At 63.0% G+C, this 19,152-nt stretch carries 20 protein-coding genes; all 20 read left to right on the top strand.

What is annotated here, in order from left to right; genetic code table 11:
* The first annotated feature begins 418 nt into the window (after positions 1-418).
* The gene (gene flgB / locus VGD45_RS26760; protein ID WP_331158452.1) at positions 419-826 is read left to right on the top strand and encodes a flagellar basal body rod protein FlgB; all 408 of its coding nucleotides are present in this window, start codon (positions 419-421) and stop codon (positions 824-826) included.
* 16 nt (positions 827-842) lie between these two features.
* Positions 843-1,256, top strand: coding sequence for a flagellar basal body rod protein FlgC (gene flgC, locus VGD45_RS26765; protein ID WP_331158453.1), 414 nt, complete (start codon positions 843-845; stop codon positions 1,254-1,256).
* A gap of 23 nt (positions 1,257-1,279) precedes the next feature.
* Positions 1,280-1,954 (top strand): flagellar hook assembly protein FlgD, encoded by a 675-nt coding sequence (locus VGD45_RS26770; RefSeq protein ID WP_331158454.1) that lies wholly within the window; start codon positions 1,280-1,282, stop codon positions 1,952-1,954.
* A gap of 49 nt (positions 1,955-2,003) precedes the next feature.
* Positions 2,004-3,227, top strand: coding sequence for a flagellar hook protein FlgE (gene flgE / locus VGD45_RS26775; RefSeq protein WP_331158455.1), 1,224 nt, complete (start codon positions 2,004-2,006; stop codon positions 3,225-3,227).
* A 28-nt stretch (positions 3,228-3,255) separates the two neighbouring features.
* Entirely contained in the window at positions 3,256-3,999 is a 744-nt protein-coding gene (flgF, locus tag VGD45_RS26780; RefSeq protein WP_331158456.1) for a flagellar basal-body rod protein FlgF, read from the top strand.
* Between the two features lie 38 nt (positions 4,000-4,037).
* On the top strand, positions 4,038-4,823 hold the full coding sequence (flgG, locus tag VGD45_RS26785) for a flagellar basal-body rod protein FlgG (RefSeq protein WP_331158457.1): 786 nt from the start codon (positions 4,038-4,040) through the stop codon (positions 4,821-4,823).
* A gap of 18 nt (positions 4,824-4,841) precedes the next feature.
* On the top strand, positions 4,842-5,507 hold the full coding sequence (gene flgH / locus VGD45_RS26790) for a flagellar basal body L-ring protein FlgH (RefSeq protein WP_331158458.1): 666 nt from the start codon (positions 4,842-4,844) through the stop codon (positions 5,505-5,507).
* A gap of 30 nt (positions 5,508-5,537) precedes the next feature.
* On the top strand, positions 5,538-6,644 hold the full coding sequence (locus VGD45_RS26795) for a flagellar basal body P-ring protein FlgI (protein ID WP_331158470.1): 1,107 nt from the start codon (positions 5,538-5,540) through the stop codon (positions 6,642-6,644).
* Between the two features lie 22 nt (positions 6,645-6,666).
* Positions 6,667-7,611, top strand: a complete 945-nt coding sequence (gene flgJ, locus VGD45_RS26800; RefSeq protein ID WP_331158459.1) for a flagellar assembly peptidoglycan hydrolase FlgJ — start codon at positions 6,667-6,669, stop codon at positions 7,609-7,611.
* 37 nt (positions 7,612-7,648) lie between these two features.
* Entirely contained in the window at positions 7,649-9,538 is a 1,890-nt protein-coding gene (flgK, locus tag VGD45_RS26805) for a flagellar hook-associated protein FlgK (protein WP_331158460.1), read from the top strand.
* Positions 9,539-9,544: 6 nt separating this feature from the next.
* Positions 9,545-10,753: a flagellar hook-associated protein FlgL gene (gene flgL, locus VGD45_RS26810; protein ID WP_331158461.1), complete on the top strand. Its 1,209-nt coding sequence runs from the start codon at positions 9,545-9,547 to the stop codon at positions 10,751-10,753.
* 232 nt (positions 10,754-10,985) lie between these two features.
* Complete coding sequence (locus VGD45_RS26815) at positions 10,986-12,410, top strand: flagellin (protein ID WP_331158462.1); 1,425 nt, start codon at positions 10,986-10,988, stop codon at positions 12,408-12,410.
* Positions 12,411-12,567: 157 nt separating this feature from the next.
* Positions 12,568-13,938, top strand: coding sequence for a flagellar filament capping protein FliD (fliD, locus tag VGD45_RS26820; RefSeq protein WP_331158463.1), 1,371 nt, complete (start codon positions 12,568-12,570; stop codon positions 13,936-13,938).
* A gap of 87 nt (positions 13,939-14,025) precedes the next feature.
* Positions 14,026-14,430: a flagellar export chaperone FliS gene (fliS, locus tag VGD45_RS26825; RefSeq protein WP_331158464.1), complete on the top strand. Its 405-nt coding sequence runs from the start codon at positions 14,026-14,028 to the stop codon at positions 14,428-14,430.
* Entirely contained in the window at positions 14,427-14,762 is a 336-nt protein-coding gene (locus VGD45_RS26830; RefSeq protein ID WP_331158465.1) for a hypothetical protein, read from the top strand. The genes fliS and VGD45_RS26830 overlap by 4 nt, the downstream gene beginning before the upstream one ends.
* Positions 14,763-14,767: 5 nt before the next feature.
* Entirely contained in the window at positions 14,768-15,334 is a 567-nt protein-coding gene (locus tag VGD45_RS26835) for a PilZ domain-containing protein (protein WP_203170482.1), read from the top strand.
* A gap of 319 nt (positions 15,335-15,653) precedes the next feature.
* Positions 15,654-17,162 (top strand): sigma-54 dependent transcriptional regulator, encoded by a 1,509-nt coding sequence (locus tag VGD45_RS26840; protein WP_331158466.1) that lies wholly within the window; start codon positions 15,654-15,656, stop codon positions 17,160-17,162.
* Positions 17,163-17,420: 258 nt separating this feature from the next.
* Positions 17,421-18,488: a sigma-54 dependent transcriptional regulator gene (locus tag VGD45_RS26845; protein WP_349263379.1), complete on the top strand. Its 1,068-nt coding sequence runs from the start codon at positions 17,421-17,423 to the stop codon at positions 18,486-18,488.
* 11 nt (positions 18,489-18,499) lie between these two features.
* Positions 18,500-18,853: a flagellar hook-basal body complex protein FliE gene (gene fliE, locus VGD45_RS26850; RefSeq protein ID WP_331158468.1), complete on the top strand. Its 354-nt coding sequence runs from the start codon at positions 18,500-18,502 to the stop codon at positions 18,851-18,853.
* 76 nt (positions 18,854-18,929) lie between these two features.
* Positions 18,930-19,152, top strand: a 223-nt coding sequence (locus VGD45_RS26855; protein ID WP_331158469.1) for a hypothetical protein, incomplete at its 3' end; no start/stop codon positions are given.

Consider the following 19,152-nt stretch of genomic DNA (forward strand, 5'->3'; position numbering starts at 1 on the left):
AGGCGACGTTCGAGGTGACCTCCCTTCTTCCGGCATTGTCGAGAAAGAGGGACCTTTTCGGCAAAGTGCGCCCAGGGACGGGACCCGACGACGTCGCGCGATAGCGCGACTGAGGGGGAGCACGGTGCCGGAAGGAGGGAGGTCACCTCGGACGGCGCAAGCCACCGACGCCTCTTCTTCAAAGGCGGCGCGAGGCCACCGAAGCCTCTGATTCCGAGCGGCGCGACCGGATCGACGTCTCACATCAACTTCCTCTGCCGGCCGGCAAACGTTTGCCGCTGGCGCGTGAACCACGTCGCGAGATTTTTGTTTTCTCACGTTCGAAGCCCGGGTTGGAGCGAGCAACGGCGCGGGTTGCAAGCTTCTGGCACGCGAGTTGCTAACTACATTCGCAGACAGTTTTCTGACGGATGCAGTGATGACGAGCCCAATCGACAAACATCTCGGAGTGCATGCGCAAGCGTTGAACTTGCGTTCACAACGCACCGAGCTGCTCGCGGCGAATCTCGCTAACGCCGACACGCCGGGCTATCGCGCCCGTGACATCGATTTCAAAAGCGCGCTCGCGCAGGCCAGTGGCAACGCCAGGCCTGGCGTGCAGCTGCAGACCACGAACGCTGGTCACATCGGCGCCAAACAAGTTAACGGCGCACCGGCCCCCGAACTGAAATATCGGACACCGCTCGCGCCCTCGCTCGACGGCAACACCGTCGATGCTCAATTAGAGCAGGCGGCGTTCGCGGAGAACACCGTTCGCTATCAAGCGACACTGCAGTTCCTGAATTCGAAGTTCCGCGGCCTCATGACGGCCATCACCGGCCAGTAATAAGAGGTAACGATCCATGTCCTCTTTCAACATCTTCAACATCGCCGGCTCCGGCATGAGCGCGCAGTCCGTGCGCCTCAACACCACGGCCAGCAACCTCGCCAACGCCGACAGCGTCAGCAGCGATCCGAATCAGGTCTACAAGGCCAAGCATCCGTTGTTCGAAGCGATTCGCACCGGCCTCGGCAAGGATGCGACCAGCTCCGGCGTCGCCGTCAAAGGCATTTTCGAGAACCAGGCGCCGCCGACGGCCCGCTACGAGCCCGGCAATCCGCTGGCCGACGCCAACGGTTATGTGTACGCGCCGAACGTGAACTCCGTCGAAGAGATGGTCGACATGATCTCCGCCTCGCGCTCGTACCAGAACAACGTCGAAGTGATGAACACCGCCAAGGAAATGATGCTGGCCACGCTGCGGCTCGGCTCGTAATCGAAAGGATATCCGGAGTAGCTATGACCGTGACCACCGATCCGATCCAGAACTGGGCCGCGCAAGCGCAGGCCACCGCCGAAGCGCAAGCCAAGAAGGATCAAACCCTCGGCATCGATTCGTTCTTGACGTTGATGACGGCGCAGCTGCGCAACCAGGATCCGCTCAAGCCGCTGGAAGGCACCGAGTTCATTTCGCAGCTCGCCACCTTCGGCACCGTGTCCGGCGTGCAGGAGATGCAGACCTCGCTGGAAACATTGGCCGCCTCGCTGCGCTCCACGCAAACGTTGAACGGCGCGACGATGATCGGCCGCGACGTTCTCGTATCGGCGGCCAGCTTCGATCACACCCAGGGCGGCACCGTCACCGGCCAGATCGAAGTTCCCGCCGGCACGACTTCTCTGCAGCTGCGCATCACCGACTCGACCGGCGCCGTGGTCCGTGAGATCCAGCTGGAGACCGCCGAGGGCGTGCAGAACTTCACCTGGGACGGCCTGCATAACGATGGCACGCCGGCCGAGTCCGACACATACGACATCGAAGCCGTCGCCACCGTGGGCGGCGAGACCGGATCGCTCGAGGTGCTGATGGCGGGCCGCGTGTCCAGCGTCAGCCTCGACGCCACCGGCACCAATCTCACTTTGAATACTGCCGCGCTCGGCCCGGTCGCCATGGCCAACGTGCGCCGCGTGCAATAACGGCCAGTAACGAACACTCGATTCAACGGTTTATTCAGGAGCATCTTCCATGTCATTCGGCATCGCGCTCAGCGGTCTCAATGCGGCTCAACAGGACTTGAATGTCACCGCCAACAACATCGCCAACTCTTCGACGACCGGCTTCAAACAGTCGCGCGCCGAGTTCGCCGATTTGTTCGCTGTCTCTCCGTATGGCGTCAACCGCAACGCGACTGGCAACGGCGTGAAGGTGGCATCGGTGTCGCAGCAGTTCACCCAGGGCAACATCAACACCACCAACAACAGCATGGACCTGGCGCTCAGCGGCCAGGGCTTCTTCGTGCTCAGCGACGGCGGCTCGACGGTGTACAGCCGCGCAGGCGCGTTCCGTCCCGATAACGACGGCTATGTCGTGAACAGCCAGGGCCAGCGCTTGCAGGTGTATCCGCCGTCGGCCACCGGCAACTTCAACACCAGCACCATGAGCGATCTGCGCCTGGTGACGACCGAGAGCTCCCCGGCAGCGACGACGGAAGTCGAGACGGTGTTCAATCTGCCGTCCGCCGCTACCGTGCCGACGACGACGCCCTTCGATGCCACTAACGAGACCAGCTACAACACGGCCCGCTCGATGACCGTGTACGACTCGCTCGGCGCGGCCCACACCGCCAGCATGTACTACGTGAAGACGGCGACCAACGAATGGGACATTCACGTCACCATCGACGGCAACCCGAGCGGCACGCAGCACCTGGTCTACGACCAGAACGGCAATCTCACGACGCCGGCTAACGGCCAGTTCGTGCTGCCGACTTACGATGCGGCGGCGGGCCTTTCGACCGGCGCGGCGCCGATGAATATCACGCTCGATCTGAGCAACACGACGCAGTACGGCGATACGTTCACGATGACCTCGATCACGCAGGACGGTTACACCACCGGCCGCCTGATCGGCATCGACATCGATTCCACCGGCGTGGTGCAGGCTCGCTTCACCAACGGTCAGTCGACCCAGCTCGGCCAGGTGGCGATCGCGAACTTCCAGAATCCGCAGGGCCTGCAGCAGTTGGGCGACACCACCTGGGCGCAGACGTTTGCTTCCGGTCAGCCGTTGAACGGCCAGGCCGGCAACTCCGGTTTCGGTCTGATCCAGTCGGGCGCGCTGGAAGCGTCGAACGTGGACATCACCGCGCAGCTGGTCAACATGATCACCGCGCAGCGTAACTTCCAGGCCAACTCGCAGATGATTTCGACGGCCGACCAGATCACTCAGACGATTATCAATATTCGCTAACTCACCGCCAGGTGAGATCGAGTAACTAATGGATCGCTTTCTTTATATCTCGATGTCGGGCGCCAAGGAGACCTTGCGCGCCCAGACCGCGAACAACCACAACCTCGCCAACGCGAGCACGACCGGTTTTCGCGCCGACATGAGCGCGTTTCAAACACGCGCCGTGGCCGGTTCGGGATATGCCTCGCGTGCGTACGCGACCAACTCGACCACGGGTTGGGATCCGACCCAGGGTGCGTTGATCGCCACGGGTCGCGAGTTGGACGTCGGCATCGACGGTCCGGGTTGGATTGCGGTGCTGGGCAAGGACGGTCGCGAGGCGTACACGCGCGCCGGCGATTTGCACGTCGATCCCAACGGCATGCTGCTGACAGGCAATGGTCTGCAAGTGATGGGCGAGGGTGGCCCCATCAGCGTGCCGCCGAACATGTCGGCGACCATCGGCGCTGACGGCACGATCTCCGTCATTCCTTTGGGTCAGGGCGCGGAGACCACGGCGATGGTCGGTCGCATCAAGCTGGTGAATCCGCCGGATGCAGAAATGGTTCGCGGCGAGGATGGTTTGTTCCGCGCGGCCAACGGCGCCGACTTGCCGGCGGACGCGAGCGTGAAGCTCGTCACCGGTTCGCTCGAGGCCAGCAACGTCAACACCGCAGATGCCATGGTCAACATGATCGAGCTGGCGCGTCGCTTCGATCTGCAAGTGAAGGCGATGCGCACCGCTGAAGAGAACGCTGCGACTTCGGCGCAGCTGCTGCGCGGCGGCGTCTAGCACCAGTCATTAGTTATTAATCACTTCGGGTAATCGTCATGAATCCAGCACTCTGGGCCGCCAAAACCGGACTCGACGCGCAGCAGACGCGCATGTCCGTCACCTCCAACAACCTCGCTAACGTCAACACCACTGGCTACAAGAAAAGCCGCGCCGTGTTCGAGGACCTGCTGTATCAGAACGTGCGTCAGGTCGGCGGCTCGACCTCTCAAGACACCGTCGCTCCGACCGGCTTGTCGCTCGGCACCGGCGTGCGCGTCCTCGCGACGGAGAAGCAGTACACCCAAGGCAACATGCAGACCACGGGCAACAGCCTCGACGTCGCCGTGAGTGGCCGTGGCTTCTTCCAGATCCTGCTGCCGGACGGCACGATGGGCTACACGCGCGACGGCAACTTCGACATCAGTCCGCAGGGTGAGCTCGTGACTGCCAGCGGTTATCGCTTGCAGCCGGGCATCACGATTCCCGACGGCGCGCAGTCGATCACTATCGGCAAGGACGGCGTGGTCACCGTGAAGATGGACGGCGACGCCGCGCCGACGCAGGTCGGCACGTTGCAGCTGGTCGATTTCATCAACCCCTCGGGCCTGCAGCCGCGCGGTGAAAACATTCTGGTCGAGTCCGCCGCGAGCGGCACGCCGCAGACCGGCACGCCCGGCTTGAACGGCCTGGGCCTCATCGAGCAGGGCTCGCTGGAAGCGTCCAACGTCAACGTGGTGGAGGAGCTGGTGAACATGATCGAAACCCAGCGCGCCTACGAGATGAACTCGAAAGCCATCTCGACCACGGATCAGATGTTGTCGTACCTCACGAACCAACTCTGAAGTCACTGAGCGATGATCATGCGTAATTTGTTCGTGACCGTCGCGGCCGCATTCGCCCTCAGCGGCTGCGTGACGCCTCCGAAAGAACCTGACTACTCGGCCACCTGGCCCGAGCCGGCGCCCACGCAGGAACATGCGAATGGCGCGATCTATCAAGTCGGTCACGACATCGCGTTGTTCGAGAACGCGGTGGCGCGCCGCGTCGGCGACACACTGACCATTCGACTCAACGAGCGCACCAACGCGCAGAAGAGCTCGAGCACGTCGACCAGCAAGTCCACGACCGTCGAGATGCCAGGGCCGACCATTGCCGGCCGGCCGGTGACCGCGAACGGCACCGAGATCCTGAACATGTCGGTCGACAACAGCTCCCAGTTCGCGGGCGAAGGGGACAGCGCCCAAAGCAACCGACTCGAGGGAGACATCACAGTCACGGTCGCCCAGCGGCTGCCGAACGGCAATCTTCTGGTCAGGGGCCAGAAATGGATCACAATCAATCAGGGCCGCGAGTACGTGCGCATCCAGGGCATCGTGCGTCCCATCGACATCGATCCTGATAACTCCATCTCATCTTTGAAGGTCGCCGACGCGCAGATCGCGTATGGCGGCAAGGGCGCGGTCAACGACGCGGCCACGCCGGGCCTGTTGGCACGATTCTTCAATGTTCCCTGGTTGCCGTTCTGATTTACGGCGCCCATACGGATCGATAGCGTGATGAAGCTCACAAAGATACTTGCCGCCCTCAGCGTTGCCGCGATGTTTGTCGCGCCGGCGCAGGCCGAGCGCGTCAAAGATCTGGCGTCGGTGGCCGGCGTACGCGGCAACCAGCTCGTGGGCTACGGTCTGGTGGTGGGCCTCGATGGCACGGGCGATCAGACCAGCCAGGCGCCGTTCACCATTCAAAGCATTCGTAACATGCTGGCGAAGTTCGGCGTGACGATCCCGGCCAACGTGAATCCGCAGTTGAAGAACGTTGCCGCCGTCACCGTGCGCGCCGACCTCCCGGCGTTCTCCAAACCCGGCCAGACCATCGATATCACCGTCGATTCCATCGGCAATGCGACCAGCTTGCGCGGCGGCAGCTTGTTGATGACGCCGCTGCGAGGTATCGACGGCGAGGTGTATGCGATCGGTCAGGGCAGCCTGGTCGTCAGCGGCTTCGGCGTGCAGGGCAAGGACGGCTCACGTATTTCAGTCAACGTGCCGAGCTCGGGACGTGTCCCGAACGGCGCGACGGTGGAACGCTCGGTTCCGAATAATTTCGCGAGCGAGCCCTATGTCACTCTGAATCTCAACACGCCGGACTTCACGACGGCTGCTCGTCTGACCGATGGCATCAATCAAATGCTGGGTCCAGATACGGCTCGCGCCATCGATGCGGTGTCCGTGCGTGTGCAGGCGCCGACGGATCCGAGCCAGCGCATCGCTTATCTCTCGACGCTGGAAGCAATCGAAGTTCAACCCGGCGAAGCTCCGGCCCGCGTGATTGTGAATTCGCGTACTGGCACTGTCGTCATCGGCTCGGCCGTGCGTGTCACTCCGGCGGCCGTTGCTCACGGCTCGCTGTCTGTGACGATTACCGAGCGCAACGATGTGAGCCAGCCAAACCCGTTCTCGGATGGTCAGACCGTCGTGACGCCGCGTTCGGAACTCAAAGTCGAGCAGCCGGAAGCGCGCATGTTCGTCTTCAATGCGGGTGTGAACCTCGATGAGATCGTGCGCGCCGTGAACCAGGTGGGCGCGGCCCCGGGCGACCTGGTCGCGATTCTCGAAGCGCTGAAAGAAGCGGGCGCGCTGCGCGCCGAGCTGATCGTCATCTGAAGGCGCTCCTCCGGATAAGACGATGACAGCACCGATCAACAGCTCGTTCGACTTCGCCGCCCTGGCGTCGCTGCGCACTGACGCGGTCAGCAAGCAGGACGCGGCGACGCTGAAGGAAGCGGCCAAGCAGTTCGAAAGCCTGTTCACGCAGATGATGCTGAAGAGCATGCGCGACGCGAATCGCAGCTTCAGCGAAGGCTCGATGCTTTCCAGCTCGCAAGGCGACTTCTATCAGGACATGTTCGACGACCAGATCGCGCTGGAGCTGTCGAAAGGCAAGGGCCTCGGTCTGGCCGACGTGCTGGTCCGTCAGCTGACGCAGGCAGGGATGGCGCAGAGTCCGGCCACGACGCAGGACGCGTCGAACGCCACTTTCCCGGCGGCGACAAAGAATGTTTCTAACAGCGCCGATCATCAGCCGCTGGCGCAGTCCAAGGAAGATTTCGTTCGCATGATGTGGCCGCACGCGCAGCGTGCTGGCAGCGCGCTGGGTGTCGATCCGAGCGCATTGGTGGCGCAGGCCGCGCTGGAAACGGGCTGGGGCCGAGCGGTGCCGACGCACTCGAGCGGCTCGAGCAGCTTCAACTTGTTCGGCATCAAGGCGGGTTCGAGCTGGGAAGGCGCGACCGCGAATGTGCCGACGCTGGAGTTCGAAGATGGCGTGGCCGTGCGCAAGGTCGAACGCTTCCGTGCCTACACATCGCCGGCAGACAGCTTCAACGACTACGCCCGGCTGATCGGCAACAACCCCCGTTATGAAAATGCCCGAGGCGCGGGTGGCGATGTGGCCACCTTCGCCTCGGCATTGCAGGAAGGTGGGTACGCCACCGATCCGAACTACGCGCGGAAGATCGTGGCCGTCGCCGACGAAGTTCGCGCTCTTACCAATAGCTCGTCAGTCGAACCCTTAAAGTTCGCCGCGCTCGCGCCGACATACGGCGATAGCGGCGGACTGCGTCGGTTTTGAGCTTCGATGAGTCGCAACCGCCTATTAAAGTGAAGTCATGGCAGACCTTCTGAACACCAGTATCTCCGGCCTGCTCGCGTTTCAGCGGGCGCTGGATGTCACCAGCCATAACATCACCAACGCCAACACGCCTGGCTACAGCCGGCAGTTGCCGGACTTCACCACCCGCAGCCCGCAGTTCATCGGCGGCAACTGGGTGGGCAGCGGCGCGGATGTTTCCGCGATCAATCGCGCTTATGACAATTTCCTCGCAGGCCAGTCCCGCAGCGCGGCCAGCGCTTACAACCAGTCGAACACGTACGCGACACAGGCTGCGCGTATCAGCAATCTGTTTGGCGATTCGACCACGGGGCTGAGCGCGTCCATGCAGAAGTTCGTGAATTCGCTGCAGGCCGTGGCGGATTCGCCGAACTCCATCGCGGCACGCCAGACGATGCTGAGCGAAGCGCAGACGCTGGTCGATCGCTTGAAGAGCTACGACTCCAGCCTGCGCAGCCTCGACAGCCAGGTGAATGCTTCTATTTCCACCGAAGCCGACACCATCAGCTCGCTGGCCCGCGGCATCGCCGAGTTGAACAAACAGATCGCCAGCGGCTACGCGCAGACCGGCCAGGCGCCGAACGACCTGCTCGATCAGCGCGACCGCTTGATCGACGAGCTGTCGACGCACGTGAACGTCAATGTCACCAAGACCGACGACAATCAGCTGAACGTGTTTATCGGCAACGGGCAGCCGCTGGTGGTGGGTGACGAGCCGGCGCGCGTGGTCGCGACCAGCGATCCATACGATCCGACTCGCAAGCGCCTCGCCGTGCAGTCGAGCGTGGGCACCATCGATATCACTGGGTCGATTGCCGGCGGTACGTTGGGCGGCTTGCTGAGTTTCCGCACTGAAATGCTCGATCCCGCGCGCAACACCATCGGCCGCATGAGTGTCGCGCTGGCGGATGTGATGAACGAGCAGCACCGCGCCGGTATGGATCTGAACGGCGACATGGGCGGCGACTTCTTCTCGGTCGGCGGCGTCGACGTGCGTGCTCACGCGAACAATACCGGCACGGCTGGCGCTACTGTCACTCGCACGGACACCGGTGCACTGACGAACAGCGATTACATTCTTACTAACACTGCCGGCGGCTGGACCGTGCGTCGCAGTGATGGCACGGCTGCCACGATGACGGGCACGGGCACGGCCGGCGATCCGTTCCTGGTCGATGGCTTGTCCATCGTGATCAGCGGCACGGCGAACGTCGGCGACAGTTTGCAAATCAAACCGACCTCGGGCGCGGTGAGCCCGATGCAGGTGTTGATCAACGATCCTGCGGAAATCGCAGCTGCCGCGCCGATCGTCGCGCAGCCCACGGCGGGCAATCGGGGCAATGCCACCATCAGTGCGGGCGAGGTGTTGAATCCCACCAACCCGGCGCTGCGCACGGCGGCGACGATTACATTCACCAGCGCGACGACGTATCAGATCAGCGGCGATCCGACCGTGTACACGTACACGCCCGGCGCCGACATCGACGCCAATGGCTGGCGCGTGGAGATCAACGGCACGCCGGCGGCGGGGGACTCATTTACTGTCCGCGACAATAGCACTGGCACGGGCGATAACCGCAACGCGCTGCTGCTCGCCGGCCTCATGTCCGAGCCGGTCTTGAACAACGGCACGACGTCGTTGTCTTCCGCGATCGGTCAGTTCGTCGGTGACGTCGGCGTCAAGACCAACCAGGCGCAGGTGACAGCCGCCGCGCAGAAGGTGGTCGCGGAAGAGGCGGAGGGCGCCATGCAGGCGGTGTCCGGCGTGAACCTCGACGAGGAAGCCGCCAACCTGTTGCGGTTCCAGCAGGCCTACATGGCCATCTCGCAAATGATCCGGGTCGCGGACAGTTGTTTCCAGTCCGTGCTCCAAGCCACTGGCGGGTAATCGAACATGCGTATTTCGACGCTCGGGTTTTCGATGGGCGCCATCAGCGCCATGATGACGCAGCAGTCCGCGCTCGCGAAGCTGCAGAACCAGGTCGCGCTCGGCCAGCGTGTCTCCACGCCTGCCGACGATCCCATCGCCTTCGTGCACATCCAGGAGCTGCAGCGCGCGCAGTCCGAGTCCGAGCAGTTCGCGAAGAACAGCACGCTCGCGAAGAACCGTTTGAGCCTCGAAGAGCAGGCATTCGTCGACACCACCAATGTGATGTCGCGCGTGCGCGACCTGATAGTCCAGGCGGGCAACACGGCGACCCTGAGCGATGTCGATCGTGAGTCGATCGCGACCGAGCTTGCGGCGCGCCTGGACGAGCTGCAGGCCATCGCCAATCGCCAGGACGGCAACGGCGAATATTTGTTTTCGGGGTATTCGACCAGGACCGAGCCGTTCTCGGGCGGCGATGGCACGCCCATCAGCTATGTCGGCGATCAGGGCGCGCGGCAGTTGCAGATCTCATCCACTCAGCGCGTCGCCGATAGTCACAACGGCTTCGAAGTGTTCGTGGACATTCCACAAGGCAACGGCATCTTCGACACCGGCGTCAACATGAGCAACACCGGCTCGGGCATGATCGACATCGGCTCGGTGGTGGATCGTCCCAGCTGGGTGCCGGATGACTACACCATCACCTTCACGTCGCCGACCGCTTATGAAATCACCGACGGCGCGACGCCCGCCAACGTGGTGCAGACCGGCACGTATACGTCCGGCGCTGCGATCACATTCAATGGCGTGAGCGTCACCATCACCGGCGTGCCGGCGACGGGCGATACGTTCGAAGTGAATCAGAGCCGTAACGAAAGTATCTTCGACACCATCGGCGCGGTGGTCGATCTGCTCAACATGCCGGCCGGCGACTCCACGGCGAACGCCAAGCTCACTTCGACGCTGCGCGGCTCGCTGCAGCAGATGGATCAAGCCACCGATCATTTCCTCGGCGTTCGGGCGCAGGTCGGCGTGCGGCTCGCGACCATCGATTCCGTCGATTCTTCTCGCGAAGCCATGGACATCGATCTGAAGAGCACGTTGTCCGATCTACGCGATCTCGACTATGCCGAGGCCATCGCCCAGATGAATCAGCAACTGGTCGGCCTGCAGGCCGCGCAGATGTCCTACAGCAAGATCTCCAATCTGTCCTTGTTCAATTACCTGCGTTGATGCACAGGGCGGCCGGGACGTAGGGTTTTTAACCTTGCGCACGCCGCTGTAAACATCTGTCCGTGACCCAGTCCTCACTTTGCATCGATCTGGTAACACCCACTCAAGTTCCTTCAGAGCGCACCGATAAAGGACTCGAACAGCAGTCCGGCGCACATCACGCCGTCAGTGCTGAGATGCAAAGCCGACGGACAAGGGTTCAGCGGCAAGGTAATCACCAGGAGTTAGTTTCATGGCACTTGTAATCAACACGAACGTGATGTCGCTGAACGCTCAGCGTAACCTGTCGACATCCGCCAACCAGTTGGCGACCTCCCTGCAGCGTCTGTCTTCCGGTCTGCGCATCAACAGCGCGAAGGACGACGCCGCCGGTCTCGCCATCTCCGACCGCCTGACCTCGCAGATCAACGGCCTCACGGTCGCTGCTCGTAACGCGAACGACGGTATCTCTCTCGCCCAGACGGCCGAAGGCGACCTCGCCCAGATCGGCAACAACCTGCAGCGTATGCGCGAGCTCGCCGTGCAGTCCGCCAACGCGTCGAACAGCGCTTCTGACCGCGCTGCGTTGAACGCCGAAGTGCAGCAGCTCGCCGAGGAAATCGACCGCGTCGCTCAGGCTTCTGCCTTCAACGGCGTGAAGCTGCTCGACGGTTCGTTCCAGGCCCAGACCTTCCAGGTCGGCGCCAACGCGACCGCGACCGACCAGATCACGGTTTCTTCGATCGCCAACGCGCGTTCGAGCGCGCTCGGTGCGTTCAACGGTTTCCAGGCCAACAACCAGGCGCTCACCACCGGCGGCACCTTCTCGGTCGATACCGGCGCCGGCGCAGTGACGGTTGCTGGCGGCGCCACGCTGTCGGATACGAAAGCGCTGGTCAACGCGATCAACTCGCAGGGCATCCAGGGCTTGACGGCGCATGCCGACGCCACGACTGCCACGGGCACGCTGGGCGCCGCCGCTACGGCGAGCGGTAACTCGACGCTGACCATCAACGGCATTCAGATCACGATCGCCGGCTCGGCCAGCTCCGCTTCGAACGTTGCCAACGCGGTGACTGCGATCAACGCGCAGTCTGCTGCTACGGGCGTGACCGCTGTGGACACGGGTGCGGGCCTCGAGCTGACGGCTGCCGACGGTCGTAACATCTCGGTCGCTGGCTTCGCCGCTGGCGGCGCCACGGGCGCTACCCTGGCCACCTACGGCCTGGGTGGTTTGACCACCCACACCGCGACGTTCGACGTGACCTACGTCGCTCCGAACGATGTTACGTCGATCACCTTCGGCGGTTCGGCGGTGACTGGCCTTGGCACTGCTGCGAACACGATCGCGCAGACCGGCACGGCCATCAGCGCCATCGACGTGACGACTTCTGACAATGCGCGTAACGCGCTTGCCTCGATCGACGCCGCGCTGAGCCAGATCAGCGGCGCGCGCGCAACGCTCGGTGCGACTCAGAACCGCTTCTCGTCGGTCGTTGCCTCGCTGCAGACCACTGCTGAGAACTTGACTGCTTCGCGCAGCCGAATTCAGGACGCGGACTTCGCGGCTGAAACGGCCGCCATGACCAAGGCCCAGATCCTGCAGCAGGCGGGTACGGCGATGGTCGCGCAGGCGAACTCGGCTCCGCAGAACGTGCTCTCGCTGCTCCGCGGCTAATGAGCACTCGATGGAGTGAATGATGAGCAGGCTTGACGCAAGTCAGGTCGAAGCGGGCGGGGAGATCGCAAGATCTCCCCGCTCGCCGTCATTTCCGCAGCCGACCGCGGCTGCCGAAGCGACGCACGCTAACAAGTAACGCAACGAAGGAACGAACATGACAGGCGTGGTAGGCGGCTCTTCGATCGACGTGAACAGTCTGGTGTCCCAGCTGGTGGCGGCCGAGCGCAAACCGCTGGACGATCAGCTGGCGCGTGCTGTTTCCAAGAATACTCTGCAGATTTCCGCGACCAGCGCCTTGCTCGGCGCGCTGTCCTCGTTCCAGTCTGCGTTGAACGGTCTGAAAACCACCAACGTGTTCAGCGGCCGCTCCACGACGAGCGGCAATGAAGACATCGTGACCGCGACCGCCTCGGCCAATGCCGCGCCGGGCAGCTACGACGTGGAAGTCGAGCGCCTCGCGACCGCGCAACAGATTTCATCGACGGGGTTCGCCGGCGGCGCGACCACGGTGGTCGGCTCGGGCACGCTGACGATCTCGCTGGGCGGCGCCAGTTTCAGCATCGGTGTCGCCGACCCGGCCAACACGCTCGCCGACATTCGCAATGCCATCAATTCGTCCAGCAGCAATCCGGGCGTCAGCGCCTCGATCATCAATGCCGCCGATGGCGCGCACCTGGTGCTCACGTCGACGAAGACGGGCGCTGCCAACGCGATTCAAGTGACGCAGACGGGCACGCTCTCGGCGCTCGAGTACACGCCCACCAATCAGGCGAATTACACCCAGCTGCGCCCGGCGCAGGACGCGTTGGTGAATATCGCCGGTTATCCGACGACCAGCGCGACCAACACCATCACGGGCGCGATCGACGGAGTGACGTTGAACCTTGAGTCGGCCGCCGACAACACGACCGTCAGTGTCACCGTGGGCTACGACGAGACCGCGGCGAAGGACAAGATCAAATCCTTCGTGACCGCTTACAACTCACTGCGCAGCATGATGACGCGCCTCGGCGGCTATGACTCCGCGAGCGGGACCGCAGGACCGATGTTGGGGGATTCGATTTTGTCCGGCATCGATGCGGAGATCCGGCGCACGTTGTCGACGCCGGTGGGCGAGGCTGGCGCGAGTGTGCAAACGCTCGCGTCCATCGGCATCACGTCTTCGGCGAAGGACGGCACGCTCACCATCGACGACGCCAAGCTGGATGCCGCGCTGGACAGCAACTTCGACGGCGTGGCGCGCCTGTTCGGCTCGCCCGAAACGGGTGTGGCCGCGAAATTGTACGGTCAGATCGAAGCTCGTCTTGCCGACGGCGCCGCCATCGATACGCGCAACAAGAGCCTGCAGGCAGAGCAGAAAGCGCTGACGAAGAAGAAGGACGATATCGACGTCCGCATGTCGATCGTGCAGCAGACGTATCTGAAACAGTTCACCCGGCTGGACACGCTGCTCTCGAGCCTGTCGGCCACGTCCGCGTACCTGACTCAGCAGATCGATTCGCTGCCGAGCTGGTCGTCTGACTAAACCGGGCCTAAGGCTGTGGTCACGGGCACTCAAGTAACCCTCGCCAGCGCCGTTATCCCCTCCAAGCATCGATGGAGCGCTTGAAACATGCTGGGTTACGCAAAGTCTTCGAATCTCGCCGCCTATCAGAGCGCAGCCGCGCATGGTGGCGTGGCGGCTTCGGACCCGCATCGCTTGATCGTGATGTTGCTGGATGGCGCGCTGGAGCGCATTGCCACGGCCCGCGGCTGCATGCAGCGGAACGAGACCTCCGAAAAGGCCCGCCTCATCAATCGCGCCGTGTCCATTGTCGGTGAGCTGCGCAACAGTCTCGATCTGCGCAATGGCGGACAGATCGCCGCCAACCTCGCCGAGCTGTACGATTACATGTGCCGCCGCCTGCTGCTCGCCACCACCGAGAACAAAGTCGAGATGCTCGACGAAGTCAGCTCGCTGTTGCACGAGATCCGCAGCGCCTGGATCGCGATCGCTCCGGAGGGACGTAACAGATGAGCTCCATCATTGCCGATGGCGTCCTGGCCGCCACTCATAAGCTCGTCCAGCAGGCCATGACCGGCCAGTGGCAGGACGTGCCGAAGACGGTGCAGGAGCGCCGCGAGTTGCTCAACAATCTGTCGGCGTCCGCGTCAGCTCAGGACCGCCAGTGGCTGGGCGCGCTCCAGCAGGCGATGGCCGAATCGGACGCAGCGGTCGCCAAGATCGCCCCCGCTAACGTTACGCTCAACTTGAATCCGGCATCACATGGACCGGTTGCGGCTGCGGCCGACACGCCCAGCTCGGCCGCGGTGGACAGCATGATGGAGCTGCTCCGACAGAGCAGATAGCTGCTATGTATGAAGGACTAGACACGGTCATTCTGTACGAAGAGCTGGCCTACGAAGACGTGTTGCCGGCGGCATGGAGGCCGTTGCCCGAACCTTTCGATCCCGCGATGGTCGGGAGCTTCGCCGATCGCAACCTGCGCGTGCTGCAGGCGGTGGCCGCGCTCGACGAGCACGGGCAGATCGAGAAGCCCGACGAGAACGCACCCCACGCCGCGGATATCCTGCGGCTGGAAATGAAAATGAACCTGTTGCTGGACATGGTCGGCGCGCTGCTGATCGCCAGCCGTCCGCGTCCCAAGCCGGTCGCAGTCCGCTTTAACGCCTTGGGCGGAGTGTTCCAGGGCAATGCGCCTTTTCCGCCGCTCGGCAATCAGGGTGTGTTCGAAGTGTTCCTGCGCGATTGCGTAGCCGAGCCATTGCGCCTGTTCGGTCGCATCGCTTCGGTAAGCCCTGACGGTAAGGTCAAGGTGCGCTTCGTGCCTCCCGGCGAGCACATCTCCGATCTGCTCGAGAAGCTCGCCTTCCGCAAACACCGCCGTCAGGTCGCGGGCGTGCGGCAACCGAAAAAGTAAAACCCGCCTGCCTCGACTCGTTGAGTTCGCAAGAGCCTCGAACGCGGTCGATGTGACGTAAGTCGCACGCGTTTTGCGCGAGTCAAAATTGCTCGCTTCGTCGATGCTGCGTCAGCGCGATAAAAGTGCGCGCAAGTGCACATTTTTTTGCGGTCGCCACCATGGTCTACTCAGCGGATCCCTGAGCGCACCGCCAAATTTCTGGCAGCAGTTCACGCACGTGAGGCGTTCAGGGAGAGCCTGATACGAGGCATTCATGACTGTGCACAGAATGCCTCCAGGCATCCCAGAGACTCGGCTTCGGCGCGAGGCGCAGTTAATGAATTTGAACGACACCCAGGCAAGAAGCCTGACCATCCAGCAAGCCGTCGTGTACGACAGCGATCCTGGACGGGCAGAAAAAGTCGCGGAAGTTTTACGTGAACTGAGTCTCGAACCGCTGTTGATCGATCATTGCGCACTGATGCGCGCCGTGATTCAAACGCCGAACAATCCTCCCGCGCTGCTGGTCGGCGACGTGGCGGATTGTGACTGGGTCGAGCTCGGCGCCGCGTTACGCGAACAGCTGAGCGACATCCCGGTCGTGGCTTACGGATCGTCGGCGGTCGCTGATCAATTGATCGCCGCGGTCGGCCCGCGTGTGCGCCGTCTCACATTTCCGTTCAAGCAGTCGGTGCTGGGCACGGCTTTACGTATTCCTGCCCAAGCGGCACAGGCCGAGATCGGCGAGGTTGCCATGCCAACGGGCGCCTCGGCCGCCATTCGCGATGTGACGCGCCTCATTCGCCAGGTGGCCGCTCACGATTCGAGCGTGCTGATCCTGGGCGAGTCGGGCACCGGTAAGGAGCTCGCGGCTCGCGCCGTCCACGAGGCGAGCCCTCGTCGGCAGCGACCGTTCGTCGCCATCAACTGCGGCGCCATCCCCGCGGAGTTGCTGGAGAGCGAACTGTTCGGCCACGAGAAGGGCTCCTTCACCGGGGCCATCGCGGCTCGCAAGGGTCGCTTCGAGATCGCCGAGGGCGGCACGCTGTTCCTCGACGAGATTGGCGACATGAGTCTGCCCATGCAAGTGAAGCTGCTGCGCGTCCTGCAGGAGCGGGTGTTCGAACGTGTCGGAAATCACACTCCGATCCGTTGCAACGTCCGCATCATCGCAGCCACTCACCGCAACCTCGAGCAAGCCATCGCCAAAGGCAACTTCCGCGAGGACCTGTTCTATCGGTTGAACGTGTTTCCCATTGAAATGCCGTCGCTCCGGACTCGCATCGACGACCTGCCGATGCTGGTGCGCGACTTCTCCGATCGCAATGTCGCCGAAGGCCGCAGCCGCGTGGAGCTGAGTCCCCGCGCACTGAAGGTGCTGAGCCACTATTCGTGGCCCGGCAACGTGCGCGAGCTCGGCAACCTGATCGAGCGTCTGTCCATCCTGTGCCCGAACCGGCTGGTGGACGTGGCGGATCTGCCGTTGAAGTATCGCCCGGCCGACCTGCTGGCCGAGTTGGACTTGAATGGCCAGCTGGAGGCGCCGGTCGAGACGCTCGAAGCGGAGTTGGAAGCTGCGGAAGAGGCGATCGACGAAGAGCGCGAGGTGATGTCCATGCTCGCGCCGAGCGAGCTCACCGACGCGGTCGTGCAGTTGCCGCCTGATGGCATCGACCTGCGCGATCACCTCTTCACTATCGAGCGGAATCTCATCCAGCAGGCGCTCAGCCGCGCAGGCGGCACCGTTGCTCACGCCGCGCGCCTGTTGAAACTGAGACGTACGACACTTGTGGAAAAGCTGCGCAAGTTCCACATGCTCAACGAAGCCGCCGCGTCGGAACTTTGACGGACGCGGCCCGCGCCCCGATCCCACTGCGGGGCGCAGATGAGCTCAACCCGAGCCCGATGATCGCGATTGCCGCGGCAAACCCTTGCCGGTGTGATGGGTTCCACAGGATTCACTGGCAAACCCAACCGGTTGCGGCACTGGAACAAAACTTGCTCCCTCTATAGCGGCAAACAGAGATCCGCAGGAATGAGCGCAGTGTCACAAATAGATTTCGACGACCACAGCATCGAGGCAGAGGCCAGCGATGCCGCCGCGATGGCGGAGCAGCGCGCGCCGCTCTCGGCCTCCGATGACATGGTCGCGATCGCCGATACGTCGCGACGTCTTGCCGATCTCGCACGTCGCGTCGCTGCCAGCGATTGCACGGTGCTGATCTCTGGCGAGTCGGGCACGGGCAAGGAAGTGCTGGCGCGCTTCATTCATCGTCATTCGCCTCGCGCCAATCGCGCCTTCGTGGCGGTGAACTGCGCGGCGATCCCGGAAAACATGCTCGAAGCCATTCTGTTCGGCTACGAGAAAGGCTCCTTCACTGGCGCGCACGCCAGTCACGCCGGCAAGTTCGAGCAGGCGCAGGGCGGCACGTTATTGCTGGACGAAGTGACCGAGATGCCGCTGGGTCTGCAAGCCAAGCTGCTGCGCGTTCTGCAGGAACGCGAAGTGGAGCGGCTGGGCGGTCGTTCGTCCATTTCGTTGGATGTGCGCGTGCTCGCGACCACGAACCGCAATTTGCGCGCTGAAGTGAACGCAGGTCGGTTCCGTGAAGACCTTTACTATCGTTTGAACGTGTTTCCTTTGCAGACCTCGCCGCTGCGCGAGCGCCGCGATGACGTGTTGCCGCTCGCGATGCGTTTGCTGACTGCTCGCTGCCGCGCTGGCGAGCGCATCCCGGCGCTCAGCGCCGATGCCGCTCATATGTTGTTGCTGTATCCGTGGCCGGGCAACGTGCGCGAGCTCGACAACGTCATGCAGCGTGCGCTGATTCTTGCCAACGGCGCGGTGATTCAACCCGAGCACATTCATCTCGAGATCGAAGGTCTGGATGCGCTGCCGGCGGCGTTGGCGGCTGCGAGTCAGACCGTGCGTGATTTCGTGAGCGCACCCCAGCGTCCGATCTCTATTGACAGCGTGCGTAAGAACGTCGCGGCGGAGGGCGGTCTGTCCGACTCGCTGTCGAGCGCCGAGCGCGATTTGATTCTGGAAGCGCTGCGTTCGGATGGCGGCAATCGCCAGGCCGCCGCGAAGCGCCTCGGCATCAGCCCGCGCACCTTGCGTTACAAGTTACAGCGCCTGCGTGAAGCGGGCTTCGTGGTTCCGGCCGCTTGAGGTAAGCACTCATGTCTTCGTTACAGATCGACGCCGTGCTTTCGCAGATCCGCGCCATGCAGTCGCAGATCAAGGGCGTCGGCGCTCCGCAGAACGACGTCGCCAAAGTGGCCGGCGTGGAAGGCGCCGTGCAGGCGCCGACCAACTCCTTCGCCAATGTTTTGAAACAAGGCCTGGATTCGGTCAGCCAGCAGCAGGCGCGCGCTTCGGATCTGGCCACCAAGTTCGAGCAGGGCGTGCCCGGCGTCGAGCTGTCGCAAGTGATGTTGGAAATGCAGAAGGCCAGTGTGTCGTTCCGCGCGGTCGCCGAAGTACGCAATCGCTTCGTGAACGCGTACCAAGAGATTATGAATATGCCGATCTGATTCGGCAGTCATCCATGAGTAACGATCGGTTTGGATTACGGAATAAGCATCGCGATGGGTTCGTTCGGAGTGAAGCATGAGCGCTGAAGCATCTGCATTGCCGTTGCCGTCCAACGGGCAGCAGCCGGCTGCTTCGCAGCCGCCGGCGCAGGCTCAGTCGCAGCCACAGCGCCCGACGCTCATTCCGCCGGGCTTGAAGCCGCTGGCGACGCTGATCGGCATCGCGGCCGCGGTGGCCGCCGGTGTGGGCATCGTGTTGTGGTCCAAAGAGCCGACCTACAGCCTGTTGTACGGCAACC

It is taken from the genome of Steroidobacter sp., assembly GCF_036402275.1.
Classification (GTDB): domain Bacteria; phylum Pseudomonadota; class Gammaproteobacteria; order Steroidobacterales; family Steroidobacteraceae; genus Steroidobacter.